A 26,128-nucleotide genomic window follows, 5' to 3' on the forward strand; every position below is an offset into this window, starting at 1 on the left:
TAAAATTTAAGATAAGATTCTCCTTTATTCGTAAAAAATTTTAAATTTGTCATCACGCGATATTAATGATCCAAAAATTTAATAGTAAATGTCACAAAATACAGGCAAAATTGTACAGGTAATCGGACCTGTAATCGATGTAAGTTTTGAAAAGGAAGGTGCTAAGCTTCCTGAGATTTACGATTCTCTTGAGGTCGTGATGGAAAACGGTAAAAATTTGGTAGTTGAGTGTCAACAGCACATTGGTGAAAATACTGTGCGCGCAATTGCAATGGATTCAACGGATGGTTTACGCCGTGGAATGGATGTAATTGCAACAGGTTCTCCTATAATTATGCCTGCCGGTGATAAAATCAAAGGTAGACTTTTGAATGTTGTTGGTGAAACAATCGACGGGATTGATGCTGTCGATAAAGAGGGTGGATATCCTATTCACAGAACACCTCCAGCTTTTGAAGAACTGAGTACCGAATCGGAAGTTTTCTATACAGGTATTAAAGTTATCGACTTGATCGAGCCATATGCAAAAGGTGGTAAGATTGGTTTGTTCGGTGGTGCCGGTGTTGGTAAAACCGTATTGATCCAGGAGTTGATTAATAATATTGCAATCGGACAAGATGGTTTGTCTGTTTTCGCAGGAGTAGGTGAGCGTACTCGTGAGGGTAATGACTTGCTTCGTGAAATGATCGAATCGAAAGTAATCCGTTATGGAGATGAATTCGAGGAAGATATGGAAAAAGGTGGATGGGATCTATCTAAAGTAGACAAAGATGCTTTGGATAAGTCACAGGTATCACTGGTTTTCGGTCAGATGAATGAGCCTCCTGGAGCGCGTGCTCGTGTTGCATTGTCGGGATTAACAGTTGCGGAAAGTTTGCGTGATGGTGATGAAAAATCAGGTGGTCGCGATATTCTTTTCTTCGTTGATAATATTTTCCGTTTTACTCAGGCAGGTTCTGAGGTATCAGCACTTCTGGGTCGTATGCCTTCAGCAGTAGGTTACCAGCCAACTCTTTCAACAGAGATGGGTATCATGCAGGAGCGTATTACTTCTACCAAGCGAGGATCAATTACATCAGTACAGGCAGTTTATGTACCTGCAGATGACTTGACTGACCCTGCGCCAGCAACAACATTTGCTCACTTGGATGCTACTACTGTATTGAATCGTAAGATTGCTGAGTTGGGTATTTATCCAGCGGTAGATCCTTTGGATTCAACATCTCGAATTCTAACACCAGATGTTGTGGGTGATGCTCACTATACATGTGCTCAAAGAGTAAAAGAGATTCTTCAGCGTTACAAAGAGCTTCAAGATATCATTGCAATTCTTGGTATGGAGGAACTTTCTGAAGATGACAAGTTGGTGGTACATCGTGCGCGTCGTGTTCAGAGATTCTTATCACAGCCATTCCACGTTGCAGAACAGTTTACTGGTTTGAAAGGTTGTTTGGTATCAATCGAAGATACAATCAAAGGTTTCAACATGATTATGGATGGTGAAGTGGATAAATATCCGGAAGCAGCATTCAACCTTGTAGGAACGATTGAAGAAGCAATTGAGAAAGGTGAAAAATTACTAGCTGAAGCAGAAGCATAATCAAGCTTCAAGGTAAAAGTTAAAAGGTAAAAGTTACATAGATTCTTAATTTGTATCTGATTCCTGTTAACTGATCATTGTTAACTGATAATTGATAAACATGCATTTAGAAATAGTAACACCAGAAAAGAGTCTTTACTCAGGAGAAGTTGTTTTGGTTCAACTTCCGGGAAAAGATGGATCTTTTGAAATACTGAAAAATCACGCTCCAATTGTATCCACTTTAGAAAAAGGGACCATCAAATTGAGACCATATGAAGGAGATGATATTTTCTTCGAGATTGGTGGAGGAGTAGTTGAATGCAAGAAAAATGTAATTTCAGTATTGGCAGATAGTTAGATGATAAAAGTTAGCACACAAAGAATTAGTGCTGATGATAGATATTAAAAAAAGAGGCTTTGGTGTTAAATCAAAGTCTCTTTTTTTCGTTTATTATAATGTATTAATATTCCATTAATTGCTATTATCTAAGTATTAATGGCATTTTTAAGAATATGAACCTTCATAGTTCACTGTTAAGCAAAAATTTTCTACTTTTGTCTATCTTAGATTAAATAAAGTGTAAATCATCTCGGTACTAGTTACGAAATACCTGATACGATAAAATGCCTAAAAAATTTCTAATCATTCGATTTAGTTCTATTGGAGATATCATTCAATGCATGACAGCTGTTGACGGTATTTTAAACCACTATCCCGACGCAGAAATTCATTGGATTGCGAGAAAAGATATGTCCTCTTTTTTGGCCATGGATCAACGAATTCATAAAGTTTGGGGATTTGATCGCCAAAATGGATTTGAAGGCATTTTAAAGCAAGCAAAACTGCTTAAACAGGAAAAGTTCGATTATATATATGATGCACACTCAAATATCCGCTCTCTCATTCTAAAGTCTGTTTTGGTACCAATTTGGAAGCGCTATTTAGGAATCGGACCCAAATTTACCATGAGAAGTAAGGAAAGATTCAAAAGGATCTTACTCTTCAAATTTGGAATTGATTGTTTCCCAATGCCTTTTAAAGGAATGCTCTCGTTTCGTAAACCATTGGAAAAATGGGGAATTAAGGATTACTCCAAGTTCAATGAAGACTGGTTCTTTCCTACGGAATTGAAAGAAAAGATGGAGCAACAGGTTTTTAAGAACCTAAAAGGAGACAAGAGAAAATTAGTGACTTTGGTTCCATCGGCTGCCTGGCAAATGAAACGATGGCCCGTTTCTCACTGGCAGAAGTTAGTTGATTTGCTTCCTGATTATCACTTTATGATTCTGGCCGGTCCGGATGATATGTTCTGCAAGGAGATTGTAGAAGTTGCTCCTGAACGTGTGTTGAACCTGAGTGGAAAAACCAATCTATTGGAATCTTGCTACCTGGTTCAAAAATCAAATTTGGTAGTATCTGGTGATACAGGGTTCTTGCATGCCGCAGATAAATTTAAGATACCAGCTCTTTCTTTAATGGGACCAACTGCATTTGGATTTACCACAGGAGACCACATTAAAACCCTCGAAGTTGATATGAAATGTCGTCCTTGTACAAAGGATGGATCCGGAAAATGTAAGATGAATATTTACCAGCAATGTATGGTCGATATTACTCCTAAGTGGCTTGCAGATGAGGTGAAAATGTTAATGGAATCTTAAATCAGACCAATAAGTATTTTAATTCTTCCGACTTCTTATTTTTTATGATATCTTAGTTTGCAAATCAAAACAAGAATTCATGAAAAAAGTAGCATTACTCCTTATTGTATTAGTAGGAGTTTATACCAGTCAGGCAATTGCCCAAAGTAAAGAGAAAAAAGAATGTAAAAAGGAATGCTGTTCCAAGAAGAAATGTGAGAGCAAAAATTTTTACAGCTATAAAATGAACTCTCTGCAAGGCGATGAGGTAAAATTAAAGAAATACAAAGGAAAAGTGGTTTTGGTGGTTAATACGGCCAGTAAATGCGGTTTAACACCACAATACAAAGGTTTGGAAGCCATGTATCAAAAATACAAAGATCAAGGATTGGTGATTTTGGGTTTTCCTTGTAACCAATTCTTAGGACAGGAGCCAGGAACAGCTGAGGAAATTGGAGAGTTCTGTCAGAAAAACTATGGAGTGAGCTTTCCAATGTTTGAAAAGATTGAAGTTCGTGGCGAGAATGCTCATCCATTGTATAAAATGTTGACTTCAGAAAAAGAATTCAAGGGATTTGATGATTCAGAGTCGGGACAGAAATTCAAGGGCTTCTTAAGTCAAAAATTTCCTGAAATCTATGAGGGTAATGGCGTAAAATGGAACTTCACAAAATTTTTAATCGACAGAGATGGTAAGGTAGTTCAGCGAATAGAACCCAATATCACTCCTGAAAGTATGGAAGAAGATATTAAGAAATTACTATAATAATGAAGAGCTCCAATTTGGAGCTCTTTTTTATTTTATAGTTTTAAAAAAAGCTAGAAATAGGACCAATTAAAAATATCACAAGATGGAAAAGGATAGTGATATAGAGAATCCATTTATCTGAGTCGGTTTTACTTACTTTTTTTACAGATATATATGTCGCATAACAAAGCCCCAAAATTCCCAAAACAAGAACCAGGTTGTTCACCCAAGCTAACGGATTGAGAGCAATTTCCTTATTGAAAATAAGATTTGCATATTGCAAACCATCTGGTTGTTCGAGGGCATATTGCCAATATGGAATTCTGGAACTGGTTTTTAGCAAGGCCTTGAATACATGTCCAAATGCCACCAATGGCAAAAGATGAATGGCAAGTTTTTGAAGGCTTTGTTTCCATGAAGTTTTACCATTTACTTTAAGTAGGAAAGAGATGAATCCCATAAAAATAGCAGGAACAAGAAGGAAGAGAATCAATGCTTCAAACAAGCCGTATGGAATAGCCAGACTACCGATTAATTTGTTGAGGTGTGAGGGTATGAAACGAATAATGGTATTACTTGTTTCCCAAGATGAAAGGTTCTCATAGCAAACAAAACCAAGAAGTACCATCAACATTCCTATTTCAGACCATAAAAGCTTTTTTGAGTCGAAATTTTGGTAAGAACTTTTAATTCTTTTGAGAGTGATATTGTTGTTTGAACAGGATTTTACACATTGAGTACAAAGAATGCAAGTTCTGTTATTGGTAATGTTAGCCGGATACAAGTTTGAAGAACAAGATCTTCCAACAAGTTTGTATTGATTTTCTTTTGAGATACAATCCTTGGTTTTACATGAATGGCAAGTGACCTGATTCTTAACTCTTATGCCAAAGTGAGACAGAAGAGAATACAATCCTAATAGTTTACCTACAGGACATAAATAGGAACAAAAGGCTCTTTTTTCATAAATGATTGACAAGATTACAGCCAAGCCCATTAGTGATAAAAGATAATAAGCCATAAGGTTAGGATAACGATGAATTCCCCAGGTATGTATGGCAACTATGGCAATAAATGCGTATAAAATGGTAATCATCCATCCTGATTTCATGAATTTGGGAACTTTTCGCTTCAAACCAATACGATTAGCAATTGCTGATAAAAATTCAATTGGGCAGATGCTACACCAATGTCGTCCGAAAAATACGGCAGTTAACACAATTACAGGCCACCAATACGACCATACAATTAAATTGGATAAGTTGGTATTTCGTAATTGTTTTACAAGAGCAGGGTCACTGGTTGTAACATTAATTGCTCCTAAAACAAGAAATGTAAATATTAGCAGTGATAGGATTTGAAATACAAGAGGGTAGAGTTTAGATTTATATAATTTTTCAATCATTTTTTCATTTGTAATTTAACATGAGAATTGGGAATCAATAGGCATACTGATTCGTAGAAATTGGATGTGTTAAATTAATGAAGGTGGGGATAATGAATTATTCAAATATAAAAAGCGATCTGATTCATATAATATTACGTTGTTATGAGTAAGAATTTCAAATTCATAAAAAACCGAGGAGCAGTTACAGTTTTTAGCCTCTGTGAATTCTAAGTGTGGAAAGGGAAGTTTTTGGTTATTATCCTTAAAATTTAGGTAATAAACAGCATGTAATAATTCGTCAGTATTTTTCTCTTCGTTTTGAGATGTATTGTTCTTCCAAAATTCAATTACCTCTCCTGTTTCAGCATGAATATCATGTTTATGTGGAATAATCCTTTCCGAAATAGAGGAAAGAAGTGCAAGTAATAATATGAATTGCAGATTTCTCAATCTAATGATTATGCAACGATTTCTCTAACATTTATTTTCTTATACCATTCTACGAAAAGTTTAATCCCTTCTTCAAATGAAACTTTAGGAGAATATTCAATAAGTTCTTTGGCTTTGTTTATATCAGCAAATGTTTGATTTACGTCACCAGCTTGCATTGGAAGACGGTTGATGTTTGGGATAATTTCAGAAGCTTTAGAGATGGCTTCTATCATTTGATTTAAGGGTATTGGATAACTGTTACCAAGGTTAATAGTTTCAAATACATTTTCGCTTTTAAAAAGGAACTCACAAGTTTTAACAATTCCATCAACAGTATCATCTACATAAGTATAATCCCTTGCTGTACTACCATCTCCAAATACGGGTATGGTTTCGTCATTTATCATCAATTTCAGAAACTTGTGGATTGCCAGATCTGGTCGCTGACGAGGACCAAAAACGGTAAAGAATCTCATGTTAATGATATCTAGTTGGTAGAGGTGATGATAACTATGATTCAAAACTTCACAAGCTTTTTTCGAAAAAGCATAAGGAGAAATCACATGATCGACATTTTGATCTTCAGTGAATGGAACTGTAGCGTTGTTTCCATACACCGATGAGGATGATGCAAAGGCCAGTTTTTTAATTCCCTTTTCATTCATGAAATCAAGGATGTTTCGGGTAGCGGTAATATTACTATCGATATAACTTTGGGGAGCTTCAATTGATGGTCGAACACCAGCTTTTCCTGCCAGATGGACAATGAGAGATACATCTTCCTGTATCATGTTTAATACACCAGTTTGACAAAGGTCTAATTGGTAAAATTTAAAAGCTTTGTTTCTTTTAAATCCTTCCATATTCTCCATCTTTAAATCTATGGAATAATAGGGATCAAAATTATCGACACCTACAACCTGATAACCCAGATTTAAAAGCTTTTCACACAAATGCGAACCAATAAATCCAGCACATCCTGTTACAAGAATGCTTTCTTTTAATCTGTTTTCTTGTTTAATTTCCATAGTCCTTTGTTTTATTCATTTCTATAGCGGTAGCTTCTGAAAATGTTTTGTCAGCAATTGAAATGGGACTTACCAAACTGACATATTTCTTAAAATGTTCTTTGTATCGATTTTTCCCAAACCTGTTCTTATTGTTATCGTATTGACCTATAATGTCAAGTTTAATTTTGTTCATTTGGGCTTTGGTAAACAAAGCTTTTGGGTTTTCAGTTGAGATGACCAAAAAGGGTTTCTCTTCAGGTAGGTCAGGTTTTTCCAAGGTATTCCATTGTTTTACCTCTTTACCTATTTCATAAACCAATTCAATTGCGAGATGATCTTCACCTATACTATAATAGTTGTATTCATGGAAATTAGTGAGTTTTCTAATCTCAGCTATGCTCTTGAAATGAGGATTTCTATTTAAGATTCCACCTGTGTTGGGAATAATGAAGATTACAACGATAAGGAACAATGCTGTTGTGTTGAGTACCATGCCTCTTACATTTCGATTGATCCAACAGATTACCACAAGCATTGCAATGATCTCTGAAAAAATAGAAAAAAGCGCGAAAGAATGAATTGATATCAAGTTCTCCCTTAGAAACATTACAAAAACAATAATTGGCATCGAAAAAGCGACAATGGCAATGGTCCATGTATTAATCCCAAATAAAATATGGTCTGCTTTTTTAGCACTTTCATTCTTAAAAGCAAGGTATAGATGATGAAATAGCTGTCCTGCCAATAACGCGCTTGGAATTAATACAGGCAAAAGATATCTGTCTTTTTTCTCAGGGATTAATGAAAGAAGAATCACAGATGATAAAGTCCATATCAATGCAAATTTGTATTCCTCTTTTGCCTTGAAATTTTTGATTGCGTAGGGAAATAGTAAACTGGTAAAAATGGCTATTGTCCAAACTCCAGATTGAATAGGAAAATTCCAATAGTAATAGAAAGGACGAACATGGCGATTTATCCAAGAACCAGATTCCAGTTTAGCTACAGCGGCAGCTTCTTGAGCATGTGCAATTGAAATGTAAATTGGCCACCAAAAACTAATGATTGCAAATATAAGCAGACAAAGAGCAATGGGTTTCCAGTATTGTTTTAAGTTTATTTTCTTATAAACTGAGAAATACGCAATTAAAAAAGGTAGAAGAAGAGCAAAAAATGCCACTGGACCTTTACTTAGAAAGGACAATCCTAACAAAACGCCGGCGAACGAAAACTTAATCCATAAACTATCATTGTTATGATGATTAAAGGCGCTGTAAATAATCCAGATGGCACCCAACATGAAGCTGTGACAGAATATATCCCAAGTTCCTGTTCTGCTCATATAAAGTACATAAAAGCTGCTAACAAGAATTAGGCAGTTTGTTAAAGCTTTTATTCTATTTCCGTTTAAACTAATAATAAATTGGTACATAAACAATACCATCAATGAGCCCATTATTCCAGCTGGAAATCTAAGCATACTTAAATTTTCCATACCAAATATGCTTCCGAATATTGCGGTAATCCAAGTGGGAAATGGAGGCTTTGCCAATCGCAATTCTCCGTTCATTGTTGGTACAAGCCAATTGCCTTTTTCAATCATTTCGCGAGCTGTCACAAAGTTTCGTGCTTCCATGATATTCACGAAGAACTCATCGTTGAACAGGAAGAACGAGATATAACAAACAACAATTAGCAAAATGCCATGTCCGTATCTATTGTTATCTAATATTGATTTAATATTCATTGATGTCATTTTTCAGGTTTTATGATGAAGTTTATATTTCCTGATCAGAATGATGTTTCGAGTGTACACAATCATTCCAAACCCTTGTCCGATAAACAATACCGGATCTGTTCGATAGATAGCATAAGACAAAATCATACATGATCCGATAATGCTAATAATCCAAAATCCTAAAGGGAGACAGGATTCTCCTTTTTGTTCCGAATAAATCCATTGATAAATGAACCTGAAGGTGAAAATGATTTGTCCCGCAATTCCCCAAATCAATAGCATGACAGGAATATCATCATTCTTAAACAAGAGATTTTGATGCAATTCCCAGTTATATATGATGTTCGCTATTGCTATAATTGGAGTACCAAGAGCCAGTATTCGTGTAATTAAAGGCAATTTTTCCCAGCGGTTTTGTAACTGTAGATTACGAATATAGATGGTGTAGGCAATGATTTGCCCAAAGATGATTGCAAAATCGTTACGCAATAAACCATATACAAACAATAGCCAGGAAGCCAAAATGCTCAACTGCCAAAATATGGCAGGAGAAAGAGAATTTCCAGCTTTCTCAGATTTTACCCATTGGACAATTAGGCGGGCTGAAAAAAGAGCCTGAGCCAGAAATCCAATGGCATAAATATGGTAACTTTCTATCATCCCTGGTTTGATATTTCATAATTGATGTATCTTTTTTTCATCCATCGATAGGCAAAACAATCTTTAAAAGGACCAATCATTCGGTTGAACAAATGGTATTTTGCTTCACCTGCAATTCTAGGGAAATGACGAACGGGAACTTGTTTCATTTCACCATTTTGTAACATGATTAAGGCCGGAATAAATCGATGCATGCCAGTAAAGAATGGAATCTTCTTGGCATATTTTGTTTGCATGATTTTTAAAGGACATCCTGTATCAATGGCTTTATCTTTGGTCATGAATCGACGGAAGTTATTGGCAACGGTCGAACTCATATTTTTTACAAAACTATCTTTTCGGTCTCTTCGATAGCCTGTAACCAAAGCATAATCATGACGATATTCCATTAGGAAATCAAAATCGAAAGGAGAGGTCTGCAGGTCAGAATCAATGTATCCTACAAACTCGGTTTCAGCATGATCAATTCCTGCCTTAAGAGCGGCACTCAATCCCATGTTTTGATTTAACTCGATGTATTGATAACGATCAGAGCTTTTACAAATCTTTTCAATCATCATTTGACTGTAGTCAGATGATCCATCATTTACGAATAACACCTTAGAGCGATAGGGTGAAGCGGAAAAATATGAATTAAATTCCTCTTTAACTCGCGCTAGGTTATCTTCCTCGTTGTATACGGGAACAACAATGGTAAGCTCAAATTTTGGATGCGATAAATTCATGATATGATCTGTTAGTTCTTCCATTCCAAATAAAAACATGGAACAAAAGTCTGTCACAGATCTAACAAAAATCTAACATGCTGGAAATTGAAATGTGAAAGTGTGTTTAAAATCCTTAAAAGAATAGCTGATTTCCATTCCGTAATGATCCGCAATTTTCTTCACAATTGCCAAACCAATTCCTGAAGAATCTTTCCCATCACCTTCTTTATAAAAACGGTTGAAGATTTGTTCCGGTTGTTGGATCGCTTCCTCTCCGTAGTTGCTGATTGAAATTCTATTTTGGTCCAAAGAGATATCAAGTTCTTTATGAGTTGGAGAGTACTTAATGGCATTAACAAGAATATTTTGAACCCAGAGGGTAGCCAATCGTTTGTCCATGAAAACTTGACAAGAGTTCTCAATGGTGAAATTGAATTTCAAGCCATACTCTTCAATAACTTCCTTGTAGAAATCTAACTTTTCGACTATGATCTCTTTCAGACAGATTTTTTCCTCTTCATTGAATTGTCCGTGATCTATTTTAGCCAGCAATAATAAAGCTTTGGTGATACCTGATAATCGATCTGTAGATTTGTATATCTCGTGAATGGAATGTAAGCTTTCTTCTGAGAGTTCATCTTTAGAAAAAAGATCTTCACACTTTGCTTTTATAATTGCCAGAGGTGTTTGCAGTTCATGAGCTGCATTGGCTGAAAATTCTTTTGAAGCGATATAATCCTTACTTAAGCGGTCCGACATTTTTTGGAGTATACCATTCAAATTGTCAAACTCATCAATATTGGTTTTTTCCAGTACCAGTTTGTTTGGAGTAGAGAAGGAGTATTGTTTTAGAATCTCAGAATTCCTTTCAAATATGCCCCATATTTGTTTACTCATTACACGAGTATAGAAAAATAAAGCCAAGAAGATTATTAGCAGAAAACTGGTAATGACTAAAGTAACCTCAAAAATAAGTTCTGGATAAGTAAAGGTTCTGTGTCGATGTATGATAAGATAGTTCGTACCATTAATTTTAGTTGAAAACTTGTACTCCAGAAAGTCATCCATATGCTGATCTTCAGGATCAAACATGAGAGTATCTTTAAAAACTCCTTCTACTACCTGATCAGAATCCAATATGTCGACAGAATATACAGGTGGAATATCAGGAAAGTGCCCATGATTTTGAATTACTCTTACCACTTCCATTGCCCCATTCTTCATATCCTTAAAGGTTTCTTTCCGTTCTGTATGGGATACTACAAAAATGACGAGAACATCTATTAGAAGAAATAGTATGCTGCCAAACTTTAAGTAGTTGCGATTAATTCTGGTAAGTAACTTCATAGTCTATTGATTTTCCAACTTATATCCAATACCGTGAACTGTTTTGATATAGTTTTTACCTGTATGCTTTTTAATCTTCCTTCTTAAGCGATTAATATGAGTGTAAATAAAATCAGAATTATCCATGAAAACAGAGTTTTCCCCCCAAACATGCTCGTATAGATTTTCTTTTGTGAGGACACGATTTTGATTCTCAAAAAAGTAAAGTAGTAGATCGAATTCTTTGCGACTAAACTCAACCGGGACTCCCGATATGCTAATGCTGTTTAAGTAGGTGTCTATCTTTATGTCAGCAAATTGCAGACTGCTTTTCTCAAAATGAGGATTTCTTCTTAGAATTACATTTATTCTTGCATTCAACTCTGATAAATGAAAAGGTTTAACCAAATAATCATCTGCACCAAGGTTTAATCCATCCACACGATCTTCCAGCTTATCACGTGCCGAAATAATGATTACACCAGTTTCATTCCAAATGGATTTGATAAAGGGAATGCAATCCAAACCATCTCCATCGGGTAAACCTAAATCAAGCAATACAATGGGATAAAACTTCTTATCGAAAAACTCTTTTCCTTGCGCTATTGTATTGGCACAAATACATGTGAATCCTGAGGAATTCAAATAGTCGGCAATGGTTTTTTGCAAGCTTAAATCATCTTCAATCAGTAAGATCTCTCTATTCATGTGGGTGGAAATTAAGAAATGGGGTCATTATATTGCAAATAAACGTGAATTTGCTCGAAATCTTGCCTATTTCATAAATAGATTGGCAATTTCATGACTGAAGTTTAGAAATCTTACGTTTGAAAGATTGGTTAAAACTACTACACAGACTTCTTCTTTGGGATAAATGATCATGTGGGTTGTTGCACCAATGGAACCTCCTGAATGACCATAGTAATAATGCTCTTTATGATCTGTTCCGCTCGCCCAACCAATTCCGTATTCGGTAATGTTACCTTCTGATGTTTTTTGAGAACGAGTCAATTCATCAATTTGCTTTTGACTCAGGTAACCCGGTTTGCTATGAGCGATGGCAAATTTCATGATATCTTCTGATGTTGACAAAAAGCCGCCACCTGCCCATTTAATGCTGTTATCAACAAACGGACCATTTATGATTCTATTATCGTTGGTTCTTTGATAAAATCCAGTGCGATTAACAACAATGCTATCAGTATGATCGGCAATGGTATTGTGCATTTCCAATGGATTAAAAACATGTTTTTGCATGTAGGAAAGAAATTCTTCTCCGGAAGCTTTTTCGACTATACGACTCAACAGGTTCCAACCATAGCTTGAATAATGATATTCCTTTCCAGGATAAGAGATCAAAGGATCATTTTCGAAGATTTCAAGTGCGTCATCAATATTATCGTAGTGTTTGGCACTTAAAAATTCATTCCCATTGTAATGTCGAATGCCTGCCAAATGACCCGCTACCATTCTACTGGTGATTTTAGCTTGCTTCTTTGGAAAATCAGGCAAATAGTATTGAATGGATGAATCCAATTGAAGTTTGTTTTGATCCCACAATTGAATAAGTGCATCAGCACTCACTGGTTTGGAAATACTTCCAATGCGAAACTTTGTTACGGCAGGATCAACTTTAGCTTGAGATTCCAGGTTTCCATACCCAAATCCTTTGGAAAGAATGTTCTCCCCTTTAACTGAAACGGTAATGGCCAATCCTGGAATTTTATTTTTAGCGATAAAGTCATTGGTCAATTCAATGGCTTGTTCAATAGGCTTATCATACTCTGTTTTTTGACTCTGGCATGATAAAACTAGAAGGACAAAAAGACATGCCAGTAATGATTTAGTAAAGTTCATAAGTGTTGTTTTGATGGATGATGAGTTAAAATTATAAAATAATTCAAATATGACTGTACTGATTTAGCCATGTTTAGCATTTGCCAAATCATATGCTTTTGATTAATTTGCGAACTATAAAAACTATTATAAAAAGCATTGTTGATGAGTAAGATTCGCGAATATTTTGACCTGACTATGAACTTCCTGAGCAGGGGAGTGTGGAACATGCGTTTGAAAGATTTATCGGGACACCGATATTTCCTAATCAGGCAATTGCGAATTTACCTTTTGGCAGTGAAAGGCTTTTATGAGGACAAATGCCAATTGAGAGCTTCGGCACTAACCTTTTATTCATTATTATCGGTGGTTCCGGTATTGGCAATGGGTTTTGGTATTGCGAAAGGATTCAATTTGGAAGCAAAGCTTGAAGCGGAATTGAAAGCCAATTTAGCTGGTCAGCAAGAAGTACTGACCTGGTTGATAGAATTCGCCAATAAAATGTTGGAAAATACCAAGGGATCATTAATTGCAGGTTTGGGATTTGTAATCTTATTCTGGTCAGTAGTAAAAGTTTTAAGTAATATCGAAGAATCATTCAATGATGTTTGGCGCATTAAAAAGTCAAGAACCTGGGGACGAAAGTTTAGTGACTATACTGCTTTGATGATATTTGCACCGATTCTATTGATTGGATCGAGCGGGGTGACAGTGGTGCTAAAGACCATGATTGAACAAATCACTCAAGGAAGTGGCTTAATGGAAACTGTAGGTCCATTTCTAACTTTCCTGATCAATTTGGCACCTTTCTTCTTGGTGTGGGTATTGTTTACGCTGCTTTATACATTCATGCCAAACACGCATGTGAAGTTCAAATCGGGATTGATTGCCGGTATTATTGCCGGAACCATTTATCAGTTGTTCCAGGTGTTGTATATCGAGTTTCAGGGAATGGTAACCACTTACAATGCCGTGTATGGTAGTTTTGCTGCCTTGCCTTTGTTCTTGATGTGGTTGCAATTGAGTTGGTTGGTGGTGTTGTTTGGAGCAGAAATATCCTTTGCAGAGCAAAATGTAGAGAACTACGAATACGAAGCTGAAACCACAGAGATCTCTTACGATTACAAAAGACTATTGAGTTTGTATGTGTTGAACCTCATCGTTCAAAACTTTAAACAGGATAACAAGCCATTGTGTTCTCAAGAAATATCGCATCAACTGGAAATGCCAATCCGTTTGGTGCGCGAAATACTATTCAATTTGCTAAATTCTGGTTTGATTTCGGAGCTAACCACTGAGAAGGACAAACAAATGGCTTATCAACCTGCCTTTGATATCAATGAGATGACGGTTAGTAAGGTTATTGATTCATTAGAAAAGGCAGGTTCTGATAATATCCCGGTTTTGGAAACAGAAGTCTATGCCGATCTTAAACTCATTGTAGCGGAGTATAGAAATTCTTTCTCGGTTGAGGGAAGAGAAATACTATTAAAGGATATCTAACCTCACTCTATCTCTCTCCTTTAGGAGAGAAGAACACCGCTTGATAGAATAATTAGTAATTAACAATGATCAATTAATAATATTTGATATTTAAAATTTTAGCAAAAATATGATCTTCATCTTCGGAGCCAACGATAAAGTAATAGAACAAAGACAATCTTACCAGCAGGAACATTGCTATAACTGCAATAATACTACTCATTGGACATTGGAAAAGAATGCGACTTTTGCCAGTTTGTTCTTCATTTCAGTTTTTCCGATCAAAACCAGATACATCTACTATTGTCCGATTTGCAGGAATGGAAGGCAGTTGGAGAAAGAGGAATATGAAAGAATGAGATAACAAATAAGCTTAAAGGTCGACTTTAAAAAAAATCGACCTGCATGTAATTCCTATTTGAATAATCTGTACTCACCATCCTTTAATGGAGGTAAACCTATTTCTTTTCTGGCGTTATTGGTTTCTTTAATGTTTTCAATCATAGGAGGAAGAATGGACTTGCTGTTAGGATCGAATTGCTGATTGGTACCATAAAGCTGCGGCTCTCTCAAGATTTTAGCTTGCATATTGTCATAAAAGTTTGCGAAATCTTTAGCAGGCATACGCCCTTCCTTTATTTCATGTAAAAACAGCTTTGAATAAGCTTTCTGATATAACCTCACATCCCAATCTTTCGGAGGATGAAGCAATAGCAGTACTTGTATGTAGTGTTTTTCCTTTAAAATTGATTTGGATAAATATCCATAGGTATTCAACATGCCACGAAGTAAAAGATGATTTTCGAAATCCAATTGGTGCTGTAATTGCCATAACGAATCTCTTACTTGCTTATCAAGAGATAAGTTGAGAGATGATTTATAGGATAATCCCTCTTGCATTCCATGATTGTCAAAAACGGAATCAATTTTTGCAATGATTTGATCATCCAATGTCTTATTCGCCAAGTAGTTTCTGTACTTCTGATCGTTGCATGCAATTTTTTCAGAAAGCTGTTGAAGATAGGCAATTTCATCATTACTTAAATCTGTTTCTTTAATTAATGTTTGGCCAATAACTGAAAAACTTTGAGTTACAAGTAGAATGATAATAAGATAAATTCGTTCCATAATGAGTTGATTTTGTTGTTATATCTCAAAGAAACAAAGAGCGAATTAATGTTTTTGATACCGATATATTAAAGTGTTTAAACAAAAACTTAAATAACTTAATGAAAACTTAAGAAGGGATAAATAAGTCTTAAATATTTCTATTTTTGATAAATGATTCCTTCTAAAAAGTACTATTTGCTTCTAAGTTCAGTTGCCTTTGCAATAATGATTCTTCTTATCGTTATTCAGGTAAATTGGTTCTCTTCAACAGTTGATTATCAAAAGAAAGAAACGCATCAAAAGCTGAAACAATTGGCTCCCCTTATAGCTATGGAGGTAAATGGTATTGATCACAATTTATTTCATGGACAGAATATTCTTGTTGTTGATTTACCCAGGGAGAAGATTACAAATAAAATCGATTCGATATTAATGCTTCATGGTTTTTACGGGAAAGTATATTTTGCGATATACCAACACCAATCAAATGGAGTATTTCTTAGTAATGCCTATAAGTATAGGAAAGAGCTTTTATCATCGGATATAAAATCTTGTATAAGTGATATTGTTTCTTTTTCTGTAGTTAAAGATGGAACAAACAAAAGGGAAGGAGAATCTGAAGAAGAGTATCAGTCAAGGATATATGGAGAGTCAAGTTTTCAATACTTTAGTCCGGTTAAAGGCTTAAGACAATCAAATGACAATGATTTATGGATTTCTCTATATCAAGAGCAGAAGTTGTCTGATATCATGATCACATTAATGTGGCAATTTTGCTTAAGTATTGCTTTATTGATTATTCTCTTCGGGCTATTAATTTATTTATTAAGATCCTTGGCGAAGCACAAGAAAATGAGTCAAATAAAAACAGATTTTTTTAATAATCTGTCTCATGAATTCAAAGTGCCGATAGGATCAATTCGTTTGGCTTCAAAGGTTCTCAGGCAATCGAATAATCCGGAAAAGAATCATTCTTATCACAAGATTATTGAAGAAGAGAGTGAACTGTTGGAAAAGCAAGTAGACAAATTGCTGCGAATTTCGATGTTTGAAAGTGAATTTTCACAAATTAAGAATCAAGAACTGGATCTACATGAAATCATTGAAGGTATTCCAGAGAAATTGAAGATACTTATTGAGAGAAATGCTGCAAAGATTGAATTTAACTTAGGCTCTAATCAATCCTTGATTTATGGAGACAAAGAAATGCTCACAAGTGCTTTTGTGAATATTGTGGAGAATAGCTTGAAGTATTCTCAAGAAGGGGTTTGTGTTTATATTACAACAAATGATGATGGGGAACAGAGGACGATTAGGATTAAAGACGATGGTCCGGGAATAGATCCCAGATATGAAGAACAAATATTCGATCGTTTTTTTAGGGCAAATCAAGGAAATCAATACAAAGGAAAAGGATTCGGTATCGGATTAAGTTATGTGAAAAGCATAGTTGAAGGACACAAAGGAAATATAGAACTGGTAAATCATTATCCCAATGGTTGTGAGTTTGTTATTGAGCTATAAGTATGAAAAGAATTTTACTGTTAGAAGATGATCAAAGTTTTGGATACATACTATCTGAGTACCTGACAATGCAGGAATTTAATGTAGTATGGGTCAAGACAGCTGAAGAAGTGTTGAACTTATTAGAGAATGGCAATTTTAATTTGGCACTTTTGGATATCATGCTTCCTGGAATTGATGGATTTGAATTGGCGAAAGTTATGGTGAAAAACCATGGTGATCTACCATTCATATTTCTTAGTGCTAAATCGTTGAAGATTGATAAACTGAAAGGCTTTAAACTAGGTGCGATTGATTATATAACCAAACCAGTTGATGAAGAACTGTTGGTTGCTAAGATTAATGCAATTCTGAGCCAAAACAAAAATGGTGAAAGAGAAAATGATAGTATTGCAATAGGTACTTACGAATTTAAACCTCAACTATTCCAGTTAAAATATCAGGATGAAGTCATAAAGCTAACAAGCAGAGAATCTGAATTGCTTTTCATGTTATGTGAGCATAGAAATAACTTGCTTTCAAGAAAGAAAGCATTGAATGAGATTTGGGGGACAAATGATGAATTTAGCAGGAAGAGTATGGATGTTTTTATTTCAAAATTAAGAAAGTATTTGGCTAAAGACTCTCGCATAAGCATTGACAATATTCATGGAAAGGGATTTATTTTTACAATTGACAATTAACAATGAGTAATTAATAATTAAGAGGATAGCTTCCAACTTGCAACAAGTAAATTTGTTTTTTTCTCCCTTTCAGGGGATCCGCGATAGCTATCGGGACCCGACAGGGAGAGAGGTGTTTTAAGAATGAATAATGAACAATTAAGAAAGTGAACCTTAATAATTAACTGATTTCATCCATCGAATCGCATTAATCATTATTTTTACCTGAATATTGAGATATTAAGGTATCCCAAAAGCCATATCTGATCCCGATAACTATCGGGATCTAAAATTTCAAACTAATGAACAACAAGTCTGTTATCGCGATCTTTGCATTGTGCATGCTTTTGATTTCGTCATGCGCAAAGAAAGAGAAGAAAGATCTGCCTAAAATTGCCATTGCTGGATTTTGGATTGAGTCGAGTACCTTTTCACCTGCCAAGAGCGATGTGAATTCCTTCAAACAACTAAGGGGAGATGAGATCTTCGATTACTATCCATTCTTCGGGAAAGATTCTACATTAAGAAATCAAGCCAAATGGGTTCCAACCCTAAGGGCACGTGCAATTCCTGGAGGAGTAGTAACCAAGGAAACCTACGAAACTTTCGTAAGCGAAATATTGGAAAAACTAAAGGTGAATGGACCTTTCGATGCCTTGTTTTTGGATGTTCACGGAGCGAGTAGTGTTGAGGGAATGGATGATCCGGAAGGAGATCTGATCACTCGTATTAGAGAAGTGGTTGGAACGGATTGTATGATTTCAACCAGCATGGATTTGCATGGTAATGTAACTCCTGAATTGGTAAAGCATTCCGATTTGATAACCTGCTTCCGTCTGGCTCCGCACGAAGATGCCATGGAAACCAGAAGAAGAGCCGTGAAAAACCTTTTGGATCGTTTAGAGAGCGGAAAAGGCAAACCAAAATACAAAGCATGGATTCCGGTTCCGGTATTATTGCCGGGAGAGAAAACCAGTACTCGTATTGAGCCGGGAAAAAGCCTGTATGCTAAGATTGATCCTTTAACCAAACAGGAAGGTGTGATAGATGCTGCCATTTGGGTAGGTTATGCATGGGGCGATGCACCAAGAAATACCGCTACAGTTACTGCTTATGGAGATAGCAAGGAAGAGGTTGCCAAAGCAGCCGAATACCTGGCAAAAAGTTTCTGGGATGTAAGAAAAGAATTCGAATTTGTAGCGCCGGTGGCTAGTTTGCATGAAAGTTTAAAAGCAGCCATTAAAAGTGATAAGAAGCCATTTATCATTAGTGATATGGGCGATAACCCAACTGCAGGTGGTGCGGGTGATGTAACATGGACTTTGGCAGAGCTTTTAAAGAGACCTGAATTTAAGAAGGCAGACGGACCATCTTTGATTTACGCATCGATTCCTGGACCAAAATTCGTTGAAAAGGCTGTGAAGTTGGGCGAGGGAGCCATGATTGAGGCCGAAGCTGGCGCAAATGTAGATTCACGCTACTCGGGACCTGTGAAATTGAAAGGTAAGATTGAAAAGATTAAACATGGCGACAAGCATGCCGAAACCGAAGTGGTAGTGAAAGTAGGAAGCATGCATGTTATTGTAACCAAAATCCGTAAACCATATCACCACGAAGCTGATTTTACCAATCTGGGATTAAATCCGAGAGAATCGGATATCGTGATGGTGAAGATTGGTTATTTGGTTCCTGAATTGTACAACATGCGTGGCGATTGGTTGATGGCGCTAACACCAGGTGGAGTTGATCAGGATTTGATTCGTTTGGGACACAAACGCATTAAACGCCCAATGTTCCCTTTCGATGCAGATATGGAAAATCCGGATCTATCAGCACGAATGATACCACTATCGAACGAATAAATACAATAAAAATATACAGTAGAGACGTACGGCCGTACGTCTCTTTTTTTTACCACGAATTTCGCAGATGACACGTATTAATCCCTAATTCTTAGGGATAGTAGTGGAATGACCCAAAACCAGCTTCCATTCACCGTTTACCTTGTGGAAAATGAGACTTTCTCGCCAATGGATAGGAAAGATGGTATCAGGAGAACTTACCATGGCATTGTTTTCGTAATACATCCAGGCCATGGACGCATTCACTTCGGTTTTAATCAGGTTAAATTTATAACGAACATCGAAATTAGCCCATTTGTTATCCATGGCGTGTATGAGACTGTCGTTGGTCCAGTGCAATCCATCTTCAATGAGAATGAAGTTACTGGTAGAAGAGCTTTTCAAAAGGTCCCAATTCCTGGTTTCAAGTGCCGTAAAGAAATCTTGCATCACTTGGTGTACCGCTTCTTTTTCTTTGGCTATATCGGGTTTGTTTTCTTGAGGCTGGCAGGTACAAAGAGCCAACAGCATTAAAAGTAGTAATCTTGTTGTATTCATGGTGGATTGATGTTTAAGGGTATAAAGTTTTTTTATAGATAGAAGAGGATAGAAGCGCCGATAGATAGGATTAATACAAAGTTAGTGCATTGGCTTGTGAAAGGCCAGAAAACCTCTTGTAAACGGTTTAAAAAGTACTGCAAAGAGCTTTGTAATGTCTGCATACAGCAAAAAGCTTTGTCGGGATGGAAGTAAAGAGAAGGAAAGAACCTTTAGCAAGTAGGAATATACAACAAGTAGACTCGGGAATAAGGGTAAGACTCTGGAATATGATCCTGTCCTTTTGTAGACTAAAAGAGAGAATTGAGAAACAAAGTCTAAGCATTAAGAAACTCATCATGAGCCCCAAAAAATGTCTTAAGAGAAAAATGAAATTATTTATAAAGCATTAAAAAACTTATTGTTACCTTAGTAATTGCATGTAAGCAAAGAAAAAATGCCATTAGGCTTTTTGTTTTTTGATTTGGCCATGATGGAAATGATGGTTTCGAACATAGAAATAATGTATGAAGAGAAATAAACAAGCTTAAGGCCTACAGAAATTAATCATGAGAGAAACGAGAGGGCATAGCTTCGTAAAGAGAGGGTAAATGAGATTAACGCGGAGGTAAACCGTTGCAGTGCGAATGCCTTTGTGTGTGGTGCGAAAGGATGGCTTTTAAAAGCGAAATCCTATGTGGGCTGAGCGAATGTTGATGATTTGCTTGCGTAAGCAAGGTGTTGAAGAGAAAGGGTTGATGATTTGTGTGCTTGTGTAAGTGTGCGTAAAGAAGAAGCAATACATCAAATCAAAATAAATCCAATACTCAAATCACACGATATGGACAAAGCCCAAATGCGAATATTCAAACAAGCTTTACGTTTGCAAAAGTTCGGAGCAGAAAGCTCAGTCTTACAAAACGATACTTTCTATCTTAAAACCCACAACAAGCTCCTTCATCTTGTGAGTCAGTTAGAAGAGCTTACGATTAAGCAGGAAATTCACAAAGGTAAAAAAGCTTATTACAAACAATCTCATCGTGAACAATTGGAGAACCAATGTTTTCAAGTAGCCAACCTGCTAAAAAGCTATGGTAACTTTCATGAATTCATTCCTTTCTCTTCCTTAAAAGGTTTTGGCAAGAACCAGCTTTACAAATACTCAGGAATAAATTTATTAATAAATTCAGAAAAACTGAAGGGAATTCTTGATGAATATCCTGATGAAAGTAAAAAGGCCAGAGTTGGGAGTGCATTGAAAGAAGCCTTGATGAACAGCATTGCCATGTTCGATGATTTGTTGGAGGATCCGAAAAGGAACAAGAAAAAATTGAAGAGAACAGGAGAGAAAATTCAGGAAAGCTTAAAGCAATACCAAAATTTGCTGAATGATGTGATCATTCCCTATGTAAAGGGGAAGTATGCTGGTGAAAATCCCAAGTTGGTTTCTAGAATGGAAAGTGTATTGAAGTACAATAAGATTCCCAGGAGGAAGATTAGTCTGGCAGGAACAATAAAGGATGAGGAAGGCCGTCCAATACATCGGCCAAGACTTTCTGTAGACAAGAAAAAGCCAATGGTGAAACGAGGTACAAAGGGCAATTATTTCATCAAGAATCTAACGAGTGGACAGCATAACCTGGTCTTTACTTGCAAGAACTATAAAACGGTTAAAAAGGCAGTGATGATTACAAACGATTCTGTGTACAGGTTGGATGTAGTAATGGTTGCAGTGAACAGTGAACAATGATCAGTTATCAGTTATCAGTTATCAGGGAGGGGTTATAAGGATAATGGAATATTATATTTTATAAAAGAGTGATGAATTGAATATAATTTTGTAGGTTTGGGATACTATAGAGTTTATAAAACAGAGTTTAATCTGAATCATTAGTAGAAGACCAATAACAAAAAAATGAAGACATTATTAACCCTATCACTTGCTTTGTTATCAATTGTAATCAATGCACAAAACCCATATGTAGATTTTTTGAAGCAGAATGGTTCATCACCAATTGATTACATGGAAACATTATTTCAGAAGAAAGATTTGGTAATGATATGTGAAAGAGATCATCGAGAAATTACTCAGTATGATTTGTTGTATGATATTGTTTCTCAAGATTGGTTTTCTGAAGAAGTGGGAAATATCATTTTTGAAAGTCCATCGGTAAGCATTCAAAGTGAATTGGATGATTTGCTGTTGGCAAATGACTTATCAGATGCTCAAATTGAGGCAAAAACAAAGCACATCTATCAGTACTTAAGTTTTGATGTACTGTGGGAAAAAACAAATTTTTATTCTTTTATTATGAGAGTTGCACAATTGAATAGAGATCGTAGCCTTGAAAAGAAAATCAGGATTATAGGTGCTGATATGAAATTTTCGTGGAAGAATATTAAAACAAAAGAGGATTATCAGGATTTTAAAGAAACATTAAATGATAGGGATCGAGCTATGGCTAAGAATATTAGCAATTGGTATCTATCACACAAAAATAGCAAGGCATTAATAATTATGAATTATAGACATGCCTATGGGAACATATACTGGAAAAAGAACAGGAAGACAGATAATGTTGGAAGATATTTGAAAGAAGAGTTTCCAGATGAATTAACAAATGTATTTTTAAATAGCTATGCCAACCGACGTTATTCCATTAAAGGTAAATTTCATGCACATAAAAAATGGGATCTGGCATTTGAAGCAAATGATAATAAACCTGTAGCCTTTGCATTGAAAGATTCGCCATTTGGAAATGATCGTTTTGATGATTATCCATATATCAGGATCAAATTAAAATGGAATGAGGTTTTTGATCATTTTATTTTTTACAATCCATTATCGGAACATATGATTTCATGGGGTATGGACAATATTATTGATCCGGAATTTCGAAAAGAATTGGAAAGAAGGTATCTTATTATTGGTAAGGAGTTGACGCAGGGACGTATCAACTCTATGAATAAAACAATAGTTTACCATGATAAAAATACTCCAAGTTTATAGTGATTTATGAAGTGAATTTCTTTTTCTGAATAATTCTAGTGAGGTTCGTAATTAATGCGAATCAAGGATTGAAAAGATAAATTAAAAAATAATGGAAAGGTTTTATTTAGGGAATCCCGAAAGCTTTGACGGAGGCGACAGCCAGAAGGGTGTATTTTTGATTATATTGTTCTTATTTCACCCTTTTCCCTGCCGGGATTTTGTTCACATTAATTCAATTTTCAACTGTGTTCACGAACTCCGCTACGCTACGGTTCCCTAGGAGGGAAAAACTAAACTTGAAAAAGCGATGAAACTCATTATTGTCTAATCATTAAATTAATTTTTACCCAATAATTAACTAATCCAAAACAAAACACAATGAAGAACTCTTTATACTTACTCTTGCTTTTTGCTGCGATGATAACTTCTTGTAATCAAGCTGATAATTCAGATGGAATTTTAGCTTTGTCAGAAATGGCAGAAGAAGAATTAGTGCCCATTACACGACAGCAAGGTGGTGCACCGCTAATGCCTATAGACAATAAGGAAGTCGTTAAAAAGAAAATCATTAAAGATGGTAGAATAGGCCTAAAGGTTACAAATGTTGATGCTGCCAAGGCAAGAGTCGATTCTGTTGTGAAATTGTATGGTGCGTATTATTCCAACGAAAATTTGAATAATACAGATTGGGAAACCATTTATAACTTAACAGTTAGAATTCCTTCTGTGCATTTTGAAAGTTTTATAAGTGCAATTGAGCAGGGTAAGGGAGAAGTATTGTATAAAGAAATCGATGCCAGAGATGTAACGGAACAGTTTATTGATTTGGAAACAAGACTTCAGAACAAACGAGCGTATGCGAAGAAATATAAGGATCTCTTAAAAAGGGCCAAAACTGTAAAGGAAATACTTGAAATAGAAGAAAAAATCCGCTACATAGAAGAGGAAATTGAAAGTACATCGGGTCGATTGAAGTATTTAGGTGATTTGGTTGATTATAGTACACTTAAATTAAACATTCACAAGAAAAAAGACTTTAAATACAACCCAGATAAACGCGACAAATTCTCAGAAAGAATTAAGCAATCATTATCGAAAGGTTGGTATGGATTTGTTGATTTTCTGTTAGATCTGGTTATGATTTGGCCATTCTGGATTATAATCGTCTTGATTATCTATCTCTTAAAAAGAATAAGAAGAAAGAGAAAGCAAAATAAAGAGTAATTCAATAAGTTGCTAAGTATTTACAAGGTGCTTAGCAACAACCTCATATTCGAAAGAAATCAAAGTCAATCATAAAACATCATAATGATCTGCGTCTAAATCATTCCTTGATAACCGCTAACTGCCAATTCAAAATAAAATTCATTTTCACATAGGGTATTCTTACATTTAATCATCATTGATATAGCACACTAAACACAAAATGATGAAAAGACTACCTATTATTCTGATCGTTCTGGGTGTATTCCTGGTATCCTGTCAGCAAAAGACCACAAAAGATGATGATACATCTCAAGTATCTGAAACGGAAAAGAAAGTTGAGTATCCAGAAGTCGTGGAATTTCCATCGATGGATTCTTTGATGATTACAGCTCATCTGTATCAAATTGATAAAACATCACCTTTCATTCTGCTTTGTCACCAAGCCAGGTTCAACAAGTTCGAGTATTCGGGAATTGCTGAGAAGCTGAACGAAATGGGCTTTAACTGCATGGCAATTGATCAGCGTTCGGGTGGACCTATCGGAAAAACACAAAACGAAACTTACTTGCGTGCCCTTAAAAAAGGATTGGAGATATCTTATGTGGATGCAGAGCCAGATATCCGAGCAGCGATCAAATATGTGAGTCAGACTTATTCGGATAAGGTGATTCTTTGGGGATCTTCCTATTCTTCCACCTTAGCACTTTACTTGGGTGTAGAACTGGATGAAGTTTCAGCAGTGATCTCTTTCAGTCCGGGAAATTACATGGCGGATCAAAAAGGATCTCTTATAGATAAGCTGGAAGGATTTGAAAAGCCAATGTTTATTACCAGTTCGAATTATGAAGCCAAATACGTAAAAGAATTGTTGGAGAAGCATAAAATGATAGAAAAGCAGGTACATTTTATTCCAGAAGGTCCGGGGCATCATGGTTCACGTGCGCTTTGGATCAATCAGCAAGGAGGAGAGGAGTACTGGACTGCAATTGGTGCTTTTTTAAATGATATAAAGAATTAGTTAGGCTTAGTTTATTACACACAGACTTGATGGGGGGAATGGCATTGTGCTGTTCCCTAATCTTTTAAAAGCTTATTAGAATATTTGTTTGATTTATTTATAAATATTACTTTCAAGAAAATTAAATTAAATAAAAAATTGTAATGAAAAAGCTTTTACTAATCACATCACTTATTGGAATTTTCTTTGTAAGTTCTGCACAAACTAAAAATTGGACTGCAAGCTATTATCACAAAAATGAATTAGGAATTGCATTGTTTACGCAAGGACAATTTTATCCCGAGTTAAGAATTCAAGCTGAGAATGAATACTTTGATAATACAGAAGTATCGTTGTTTGTTCGTAATGATTTATCTGTTGAGTTAGCTTCTGATGTAAACCTTTCTTGGGGAGTTGGTGCATCTGTAATAGATGGAGAATTTGGAAATTTTAGAGTCCCCTTGTACATTGTTAAAAAGGATGTTTTAGCAGAAAATATAAATCTAATGTTAGGATTGGAGTTGAATTCTGATTTTGAAGATAAAACCAAACTACTTCCTAAATTTGGAATTAGTTTAAACTTTTAATTTTAGGATTTAGATTTCTATGTAATACTTATAGCTGTGATATTCATTATTTCTAAGCAAGGTAGTGAAGCTATAAGCTAAGATTATCAATTTATAAGAAACAAAATTTATAGGGAATGGCAT

At 35.6% G+C, this 26,128-nt stretch carries 24 protein-coding genes; 14 read left to right on the forward strand and 10 right to left on the reverse strand.

Annotated elements, in window-relative coordinates:
• Positions 1-88 precede the first annotated feature (88 nt).
• The 4 genes from atpD to DF185_RS18710 all read left to right on the forward strand — a co-directional run bounded on the left by atpD (position 89) and on the right by DF185_RS18710 (position 3,989).
• Positions 89-1,600: a F0F1 ATP synthase subunit beta gene (atpD, locus tag DF185_RS18695; RefSeq protein ID WP_110362478.1), complete on the forward strand. Its 1,512-nt coding sequence runs from the start codon at positions 89-91 to the stop codon at positions 1,598-1,600.
• 100 nt (positions 1,601-1,700) lie between these two features.
• Positions 1,701-1,940, forward strand: a complete 240-nt coding sequence (gene atpC / locus DF185_RS18700; protein WP_110362480.1) for an ATP synthase F1 subunit epsilon — start codon at positions 1,701-1,703, stop codon at positions 1,938-1,940.
• Between the two features lie 266 nt (positions 1,941-2,206).
• On the forward strand, positions 2,207-3,244 hold the full coding sequence (locus DF185_RS18705) for a glycosyltransferase family 9 protein (RefSeq protein WP_110362482.1): 1,038 nt from the start codon (positions 2,207-2,209) through the stop codon (positions 3,242-3,244).
• A 79-nt stretch (positions 3,245-3,323) separates the two neighbouring features.
• On the forward strand, positions 3,324-3,989 hold the full coding sequence (locus DF185_RS18710) for a glutathione peroxidase (protein ID WP_165836072.1): 666 nt from the start codon (positions 3,324-3,326) through the stop codon (positions 3,987-3,989).
• Between the two features lie 43 nt (positions 3,990-4,032).
• Here DF185_RS18710 and DF185_RS18715 read toward each other — a convergent pair whose 3' ends face one another.
• From DF185_RS18715 to DF185_RS18755, 8 genes are all read right to left on the reverse strand, one after another.
• A complete protein-coding gene (locus DF185_RS18715; RefSeq protein WP_110362484.1) occupies positions 4,033-5,376 on the reverse strand; it encodes a 4Fe-4S binding protein in 1,344 nt (447 codons plus the stop codon).
• Positions 5,377-5,816: 440 nt separating this feature from the next.
• Complete coding sequence (locus DF185_RS18725) at positions 5,817-6,818, reverse strand: GDP-mannose 4,6-dehydratase (RefSeq protein WP_110362488.1); 1,002 nt, start codon at positions 6,816-6,818, stop codon at positions 5,817-5,819.
• Positions 6,808-8,547 (reverse strand): ArnT family glycosyltransferase, encoded by a 1,740-nt coding sequence (locus DF185_RS18730; RefSeq protein WP_165836073.1) that lies wholly within the window; start codon positions 8,545-8,547, stop codon positions 6,808-6,810. The genes DF185_RS18725 and DF185_RS18730 overlap by 11 nt, the downstream gene beginning before the upstream one ends.
• 12 nt (positions 8,548-8,559) lie before the next feature.
• A complete protein-coding gene (locus DF185_RS18735) occupies positions 8,560-9,198 on the reverse strand; it encodes a lipid-A-disaccharide synthase N-terminal domain-containing protein (protein WP_207784696.1) in 639 nt (212 codons plus the stop codon).
• A complete protein-coding gene (locus DF185_RS18740; protein WP_243421798.1) occupies positions 9,195-9,962 on the reverse strand; it encodes a glycosyltransferase in 768 nt (255 codons plus the stop codon). The genes DF185_RS18735 and DF185_RS18740 overlap by 4 nt, the downstream gene beginning before the upstream one ends.
• A 33-nt stretch (positions 9,963-9,995) precedes the next feature.
• Positions 9,996-11,252, reverse strand: a complete 1,257-nt coding sequence (locus DF185_RS18745) for a sensor histidine kinase (RefSeq protein WP_110362492.1) — start codon at positions 11,250-11,252, stop codon at positions 9,996-9,998.
• A 3-nt stretch (positions 11,253-11,255) separates the two neighbouring features.
• Positions 11,256-11,939, reverse strand: coding sequence for a response regulator transcription factor (locus DF185_RS18750; protein WP_110362494.1), 684 nt, complete (start codon positions 11,937-11,939; stop codon positions 11,256-11,258).
• Between the two features lie 66 nt (positions 11,940-12,005).
• The gene (locus DF185_RS18755; RefSeq protein ID WP_110362496.1) at positions 12,006-13,088 is read right to left on the reverse strand and encodes a serine hydrolase domain-containing protein; all 1,083 of its coding nucleotides are present in this window, start codon (positions 13,086-13,088) and stop codon (positions 12,006-12,008) included.
• Positions 13,089-13,232: 144 nt separating this feature from the next.
• Here DF185_RS18755 and DF185_RS18760 point away from each other — a divergent pair, with 144 nt between their 5' ends.
• Positions 13,233-14,570: a YihY/virulence factor BrkB family protein gene (locus DF185_RS18760; protein WP_110362498.1), complete on the forward strand. Its 1,338-nt coding sequence runs from the start codon at positions 13,233-13,235 to the stop codon at positions 14,568-14,570.
• 109 nt (positions 14,571-14,679) lie between these two features.
• A complete protein-coding gene (locus DF185_RS18765) occupies positions 14,680-14,913 on the forward strand; it encodes a zinc-ribbon domain-containing protein (protein WP_110362500.1) in 234 nt (77 codons plus the stop codon).
• Between the two features lie 50 nt (positions 14,914-14,963).
• Here the strand turns inward: DF185_RS18765 and DF185_RS18770 are convergent, their stop codons facing one another.
• The gene (locus DF185_RS18770) at positions 14,964-15,677 is read right to left on the reverse strand and encodes a hypothetical protein (RefSeq protein ID WP_110362502.1); all 714 of its coding nucleotides are present in this window, start codon (positions 15,675-15,677) and stop codon (positions 14,964-14,966) included.
• 177 nt (positions 15,678-15,854) lie between these two features.
• Here DF185_RS18770 and DF185_RS18775 point away from each other — a divergent pair, with 177 nt between their 5' ends.
• The 3 genes from DF185_RS18775 to DF185_RS18785 all read left to right on the forward strand — a co-directional run bounded on the left by DF185_RS18775 (position 15,855) and on the right by DF185_RS18785 (position 19,707).
• Entirely contained in the window at positions 15,855-17,183 is a 1,329-nt protein-coding gene (locus DF185_RS18775; RefSeq protein WP_165836074.1) for a sensor histidine kinase, read from the forward strand.
• Between the two features lie 2 nt (positions 17,184-17,185).
• Positions 17,186-17,866, forward strand: coding sequence for a response regulator transcription factor (locus tag DF185_RS18780; protein WP_110362506.1), 681 nt, complete (start codon positions 17,186-17,188; stop codon positions 17,864-17,866).
• Positions 17,867-18,147: 281 nt separating this feature from the next.
• The gene (locus tag DF185_RS18785; RefSeq protein WP_110362508.1) at positions 18,148-19,707 is read left to right on the forward strand and encodes a M81 family metallopeptidase; all 1,560 of its coding nucleotides are present in this window, start codon (positions 18,148-18,150) and stop codon (positions 19,705-19,707) included.
• Between the two features lie 84 nt (positions 19,708-19,791).
• Here DF185_RS18785 and DF185_RS18790 read toward each other — a convergent pair whose 3' ends face one another.
• The gene (locus DF185_RS18790) at positions 19,792-20,244 is read right to left on the reverse strand and encodes a nuclear transport factor 2 family protein (RefSeq protein ID WP_110362510.1); all 453 of its coding nucleotides are present in this window, start codon (positions 20,242-20,244) and stop codon (positions 19,792-19,794) included.
• 820 nt (positions 20,245-21,064) lie between these two features.
• Here DF185_RS18790 and DF185_RS18800 point away from each other — a divergent pair.
• From DF185_RS18800 to DF185_RS18820, 5 genes are all read left to right on the forward strand, one after another.
• Positions 21,065-21,973, forward strand: coding sequence for a carboxypeptidase-like regulatory domain-containing protein (locus tag DF185_RS18800; RefSeq protein WP_133250085.1), 909 nt, complete (start codon positions 21,065-21,067; stop codon positions 21,971-21,973).
• Between the two features lie 165 nt (positions 21,974-22,138).
• On the forward strand, positions 22,139-23,233 hold the full coding sequence (locus DF185_RS18805; RefSeq protein WP_110362516.1) for a TraB/GumN family protein: 1,095 nt from the start codon (positions 22,139-22,141) through the stop codon (positions 23,231-23,233).
• A gap of 360 nt (positions 23,234-23,593) precedes the next feature.
• Positions 23,594-24,439, forward strand: coding sequence for a DUF4349 domain-containing protein (locus tag DF185_RS18810; protein ID WP_110362518.1), 846 nt, complete (start codon positions 23,594-23,596; stop codon positions 24,437-24,439).
• Positions 24,440-24,644: 205 nt separating this feature from the next.
• On the forward strand, positions 24,645-25,439 hold the full coding sequence (locus DF185_RS18815) for an alpha/beta hydrolase (RefSeq protein WP_165836075.1): 795 nt from the start codon (positions 24,645-24,647) through the stop codon (positions 25,437-25,439).
• Positions 25,440-25,582: 143 nt separating this feature from the next.
• Complete coding sequence (locus tag DF185_RS18820) at positions 25,583-26,005, forward strand: hypothetical protein (RefSeq protein WP_110362522.1); 423 nt, start codon at positions 25,583-25,585, stop codon at positions 26,003-26,005.
• Positions 26,006-26,128: the final 123 nt, after the last annotated feature.

Origin of the sequence: Marinifilum breve (assembly GCF_003202155.1) — a bacterium.
Taxonomy (GTDB): domain Bacteria; phylum Bacteroidota; class Bacteroidia; order Bacteroidales; family Marinifilaceae; genus Marinifilum; species Marinifilum breve.

Excerpts from the sequence above, each read along its gene's own strand:
- atpD (WP_110362478.1), top strand. The coding sequence starts at position 89 with ATGTCACAAAATACAGGCAAAATTGTACAGGTAATCGGACCTGTAATC.
- atpC (WP_110362480.1), top strand. The coding sequence starts at position 1,701 with ATGCATTTAGAAATAGTAACACCAGAAAAGAGTCTTTACTCAGGAGAA.
- DF185_RS18705 (WP_110362482.1), top strand. The coding sequence starts at position 2,207 with ATGCCTAAAAAATTTCTAATCATTCGATTTAGTTCTATTGGAGATATC.
- DF185_RS18710 (WP_165836072.1), top strand. The coding sequence starts at position 3,324 with ATGAAAAAAGTAGCATTACTCCTTATTGTATTAGTAGGAGTTTATACC.
- DF185_RS18715 (WP_110362484.1), bottom strand. The coding sequence starts at position 5,376 with ATGATTGAAAAATTATATAAATCTAAACTCTACCCTCTTGTATTTCAA.
- DF185_RS18725 (WP_110362488.1), bottom strand. The coding sequence starts at position 6,818 with ATGGAAATTAAACAAGAAAACAGATTAAAAGAAAGCATTCTTGTAACA.
- DF185_RS18730 (WP_165836073.1), bottom strand. The coding sequence starts at position 8,547 with ATGAATATTAAATCAATATTAGATAACAATAGATACGGACATGGCATT.
- DF185_RS18735 (WP_207784696.1), bottom strand. The coding sequence starts at position 9,198 with ATGATAGAAAGTTACCATATTTATGCCATTGGATTTCTGGCTCAGGCT.
- DF185_RS18740 (WP_243421798.1), bottom strand. The coding sequence starts at position 9,962 with ATGTTTTTATTTGGAATGGAAGAACTAACAGATCATATCATGAATTTA.
- DF185_RS18745 (WP_110362492.1), bottom strand. The coding sequence starts at position 11,252 with ATGAAGTTACTTACCAGAATTAATCGCAACTACTTAAAGTTTGGCAGC.
- DF185_RS18750 (WP_110362494.1), bottom strand. The coding sequence starts at position 11,939 with ATGAATAGAGAGATCTTACTGATTGAAGATGATTTAAGCTTGCAAAAA.
- DF185_RS18755 (WP_110362496.1), bottom strand. The coding sequence starts at position 13,088 with ATGAACTTTACTAAATCATTACTGGCATGTCTTTTTGTCCTTCTAGTT.
- DF185_RS18760 (WP_110362498.1), top strand. The coding sequence starts at position 13,233 with ATGAGTAAGATTCGCGAATATTTTGACCTGACTATGAACTTCCTGAGC.
- DF185_RS18765 (WP_110362500.1), top strand. The coding sequence starts at position 14,680 with ATGATCTTCATCTTCGGAGCCAACGATAAAGTAATAGAACAAAGACAA.
- DF185_RS18770 (WP_110362502.1), bottom strand. The coding sequence starts at position 15,677 with ATGGAACGAATTTATCTTATTATCATTCTACTTGTAACTCAAAGTTTT.
- DF185_RS18780 (WP_110362506.1), top strand. The coding sequence starts at position 17,186 with ATGAAAAGAATTTTACTGTTAGAAGATGATCAAAGTTTTGGATACATA.
- DF185_RS18785 (WP_110362508.1), top strand. The coding sequence starts at position 18,148 with ATGAACAACAAGTCTGTTATCGCGATCTTTGCATTGTGCATGCTTTTG.
- DF185_RS18790 (WP_110362510.1), bottom strand. The coding sequence starts at position 20,244 with ATGAATACAACAAGATTACTACTTTTAATGCTGTTGGCTCTTTGTACC.
- DF185_RS18800 (WP_133250085.1), top strand. The coding sequence starts at position 21,065 with ATGGACAAAGCCCAAATGCGAATATTCAAACAAGCTTTACGTTTGCAA.
- DF185_RS18805 (WP_110362516.1), top strand. The coding sequence starts at position 22,139 with ATGAAGACATTATTAACCCTATCACTTGCTTTGTTATCAATTGTAATC.
- DF185_RS18810 (WP_110362518.1), top strand. The coding sequence starts at position 23,594 with ATGAAGAACTCTTTATACTTACTCTTGCTTTTTGCTGCGATGATAACT.
- DF185_RS18815 (WP_165836075.1), top strand. The coding sequence starts at position 24,645 with ATGAAAAGACTACCTATTATTCTGATCGTTCTGGGTGTATTCCTGGTA.
- DF185_RS18820 (WP_110362522.1), top strand. The coding sequence starts at position 25,583 with ATGAAAAAGCTTTTACTAATCACATCACTTATTGGAATTTTCTTTGTA.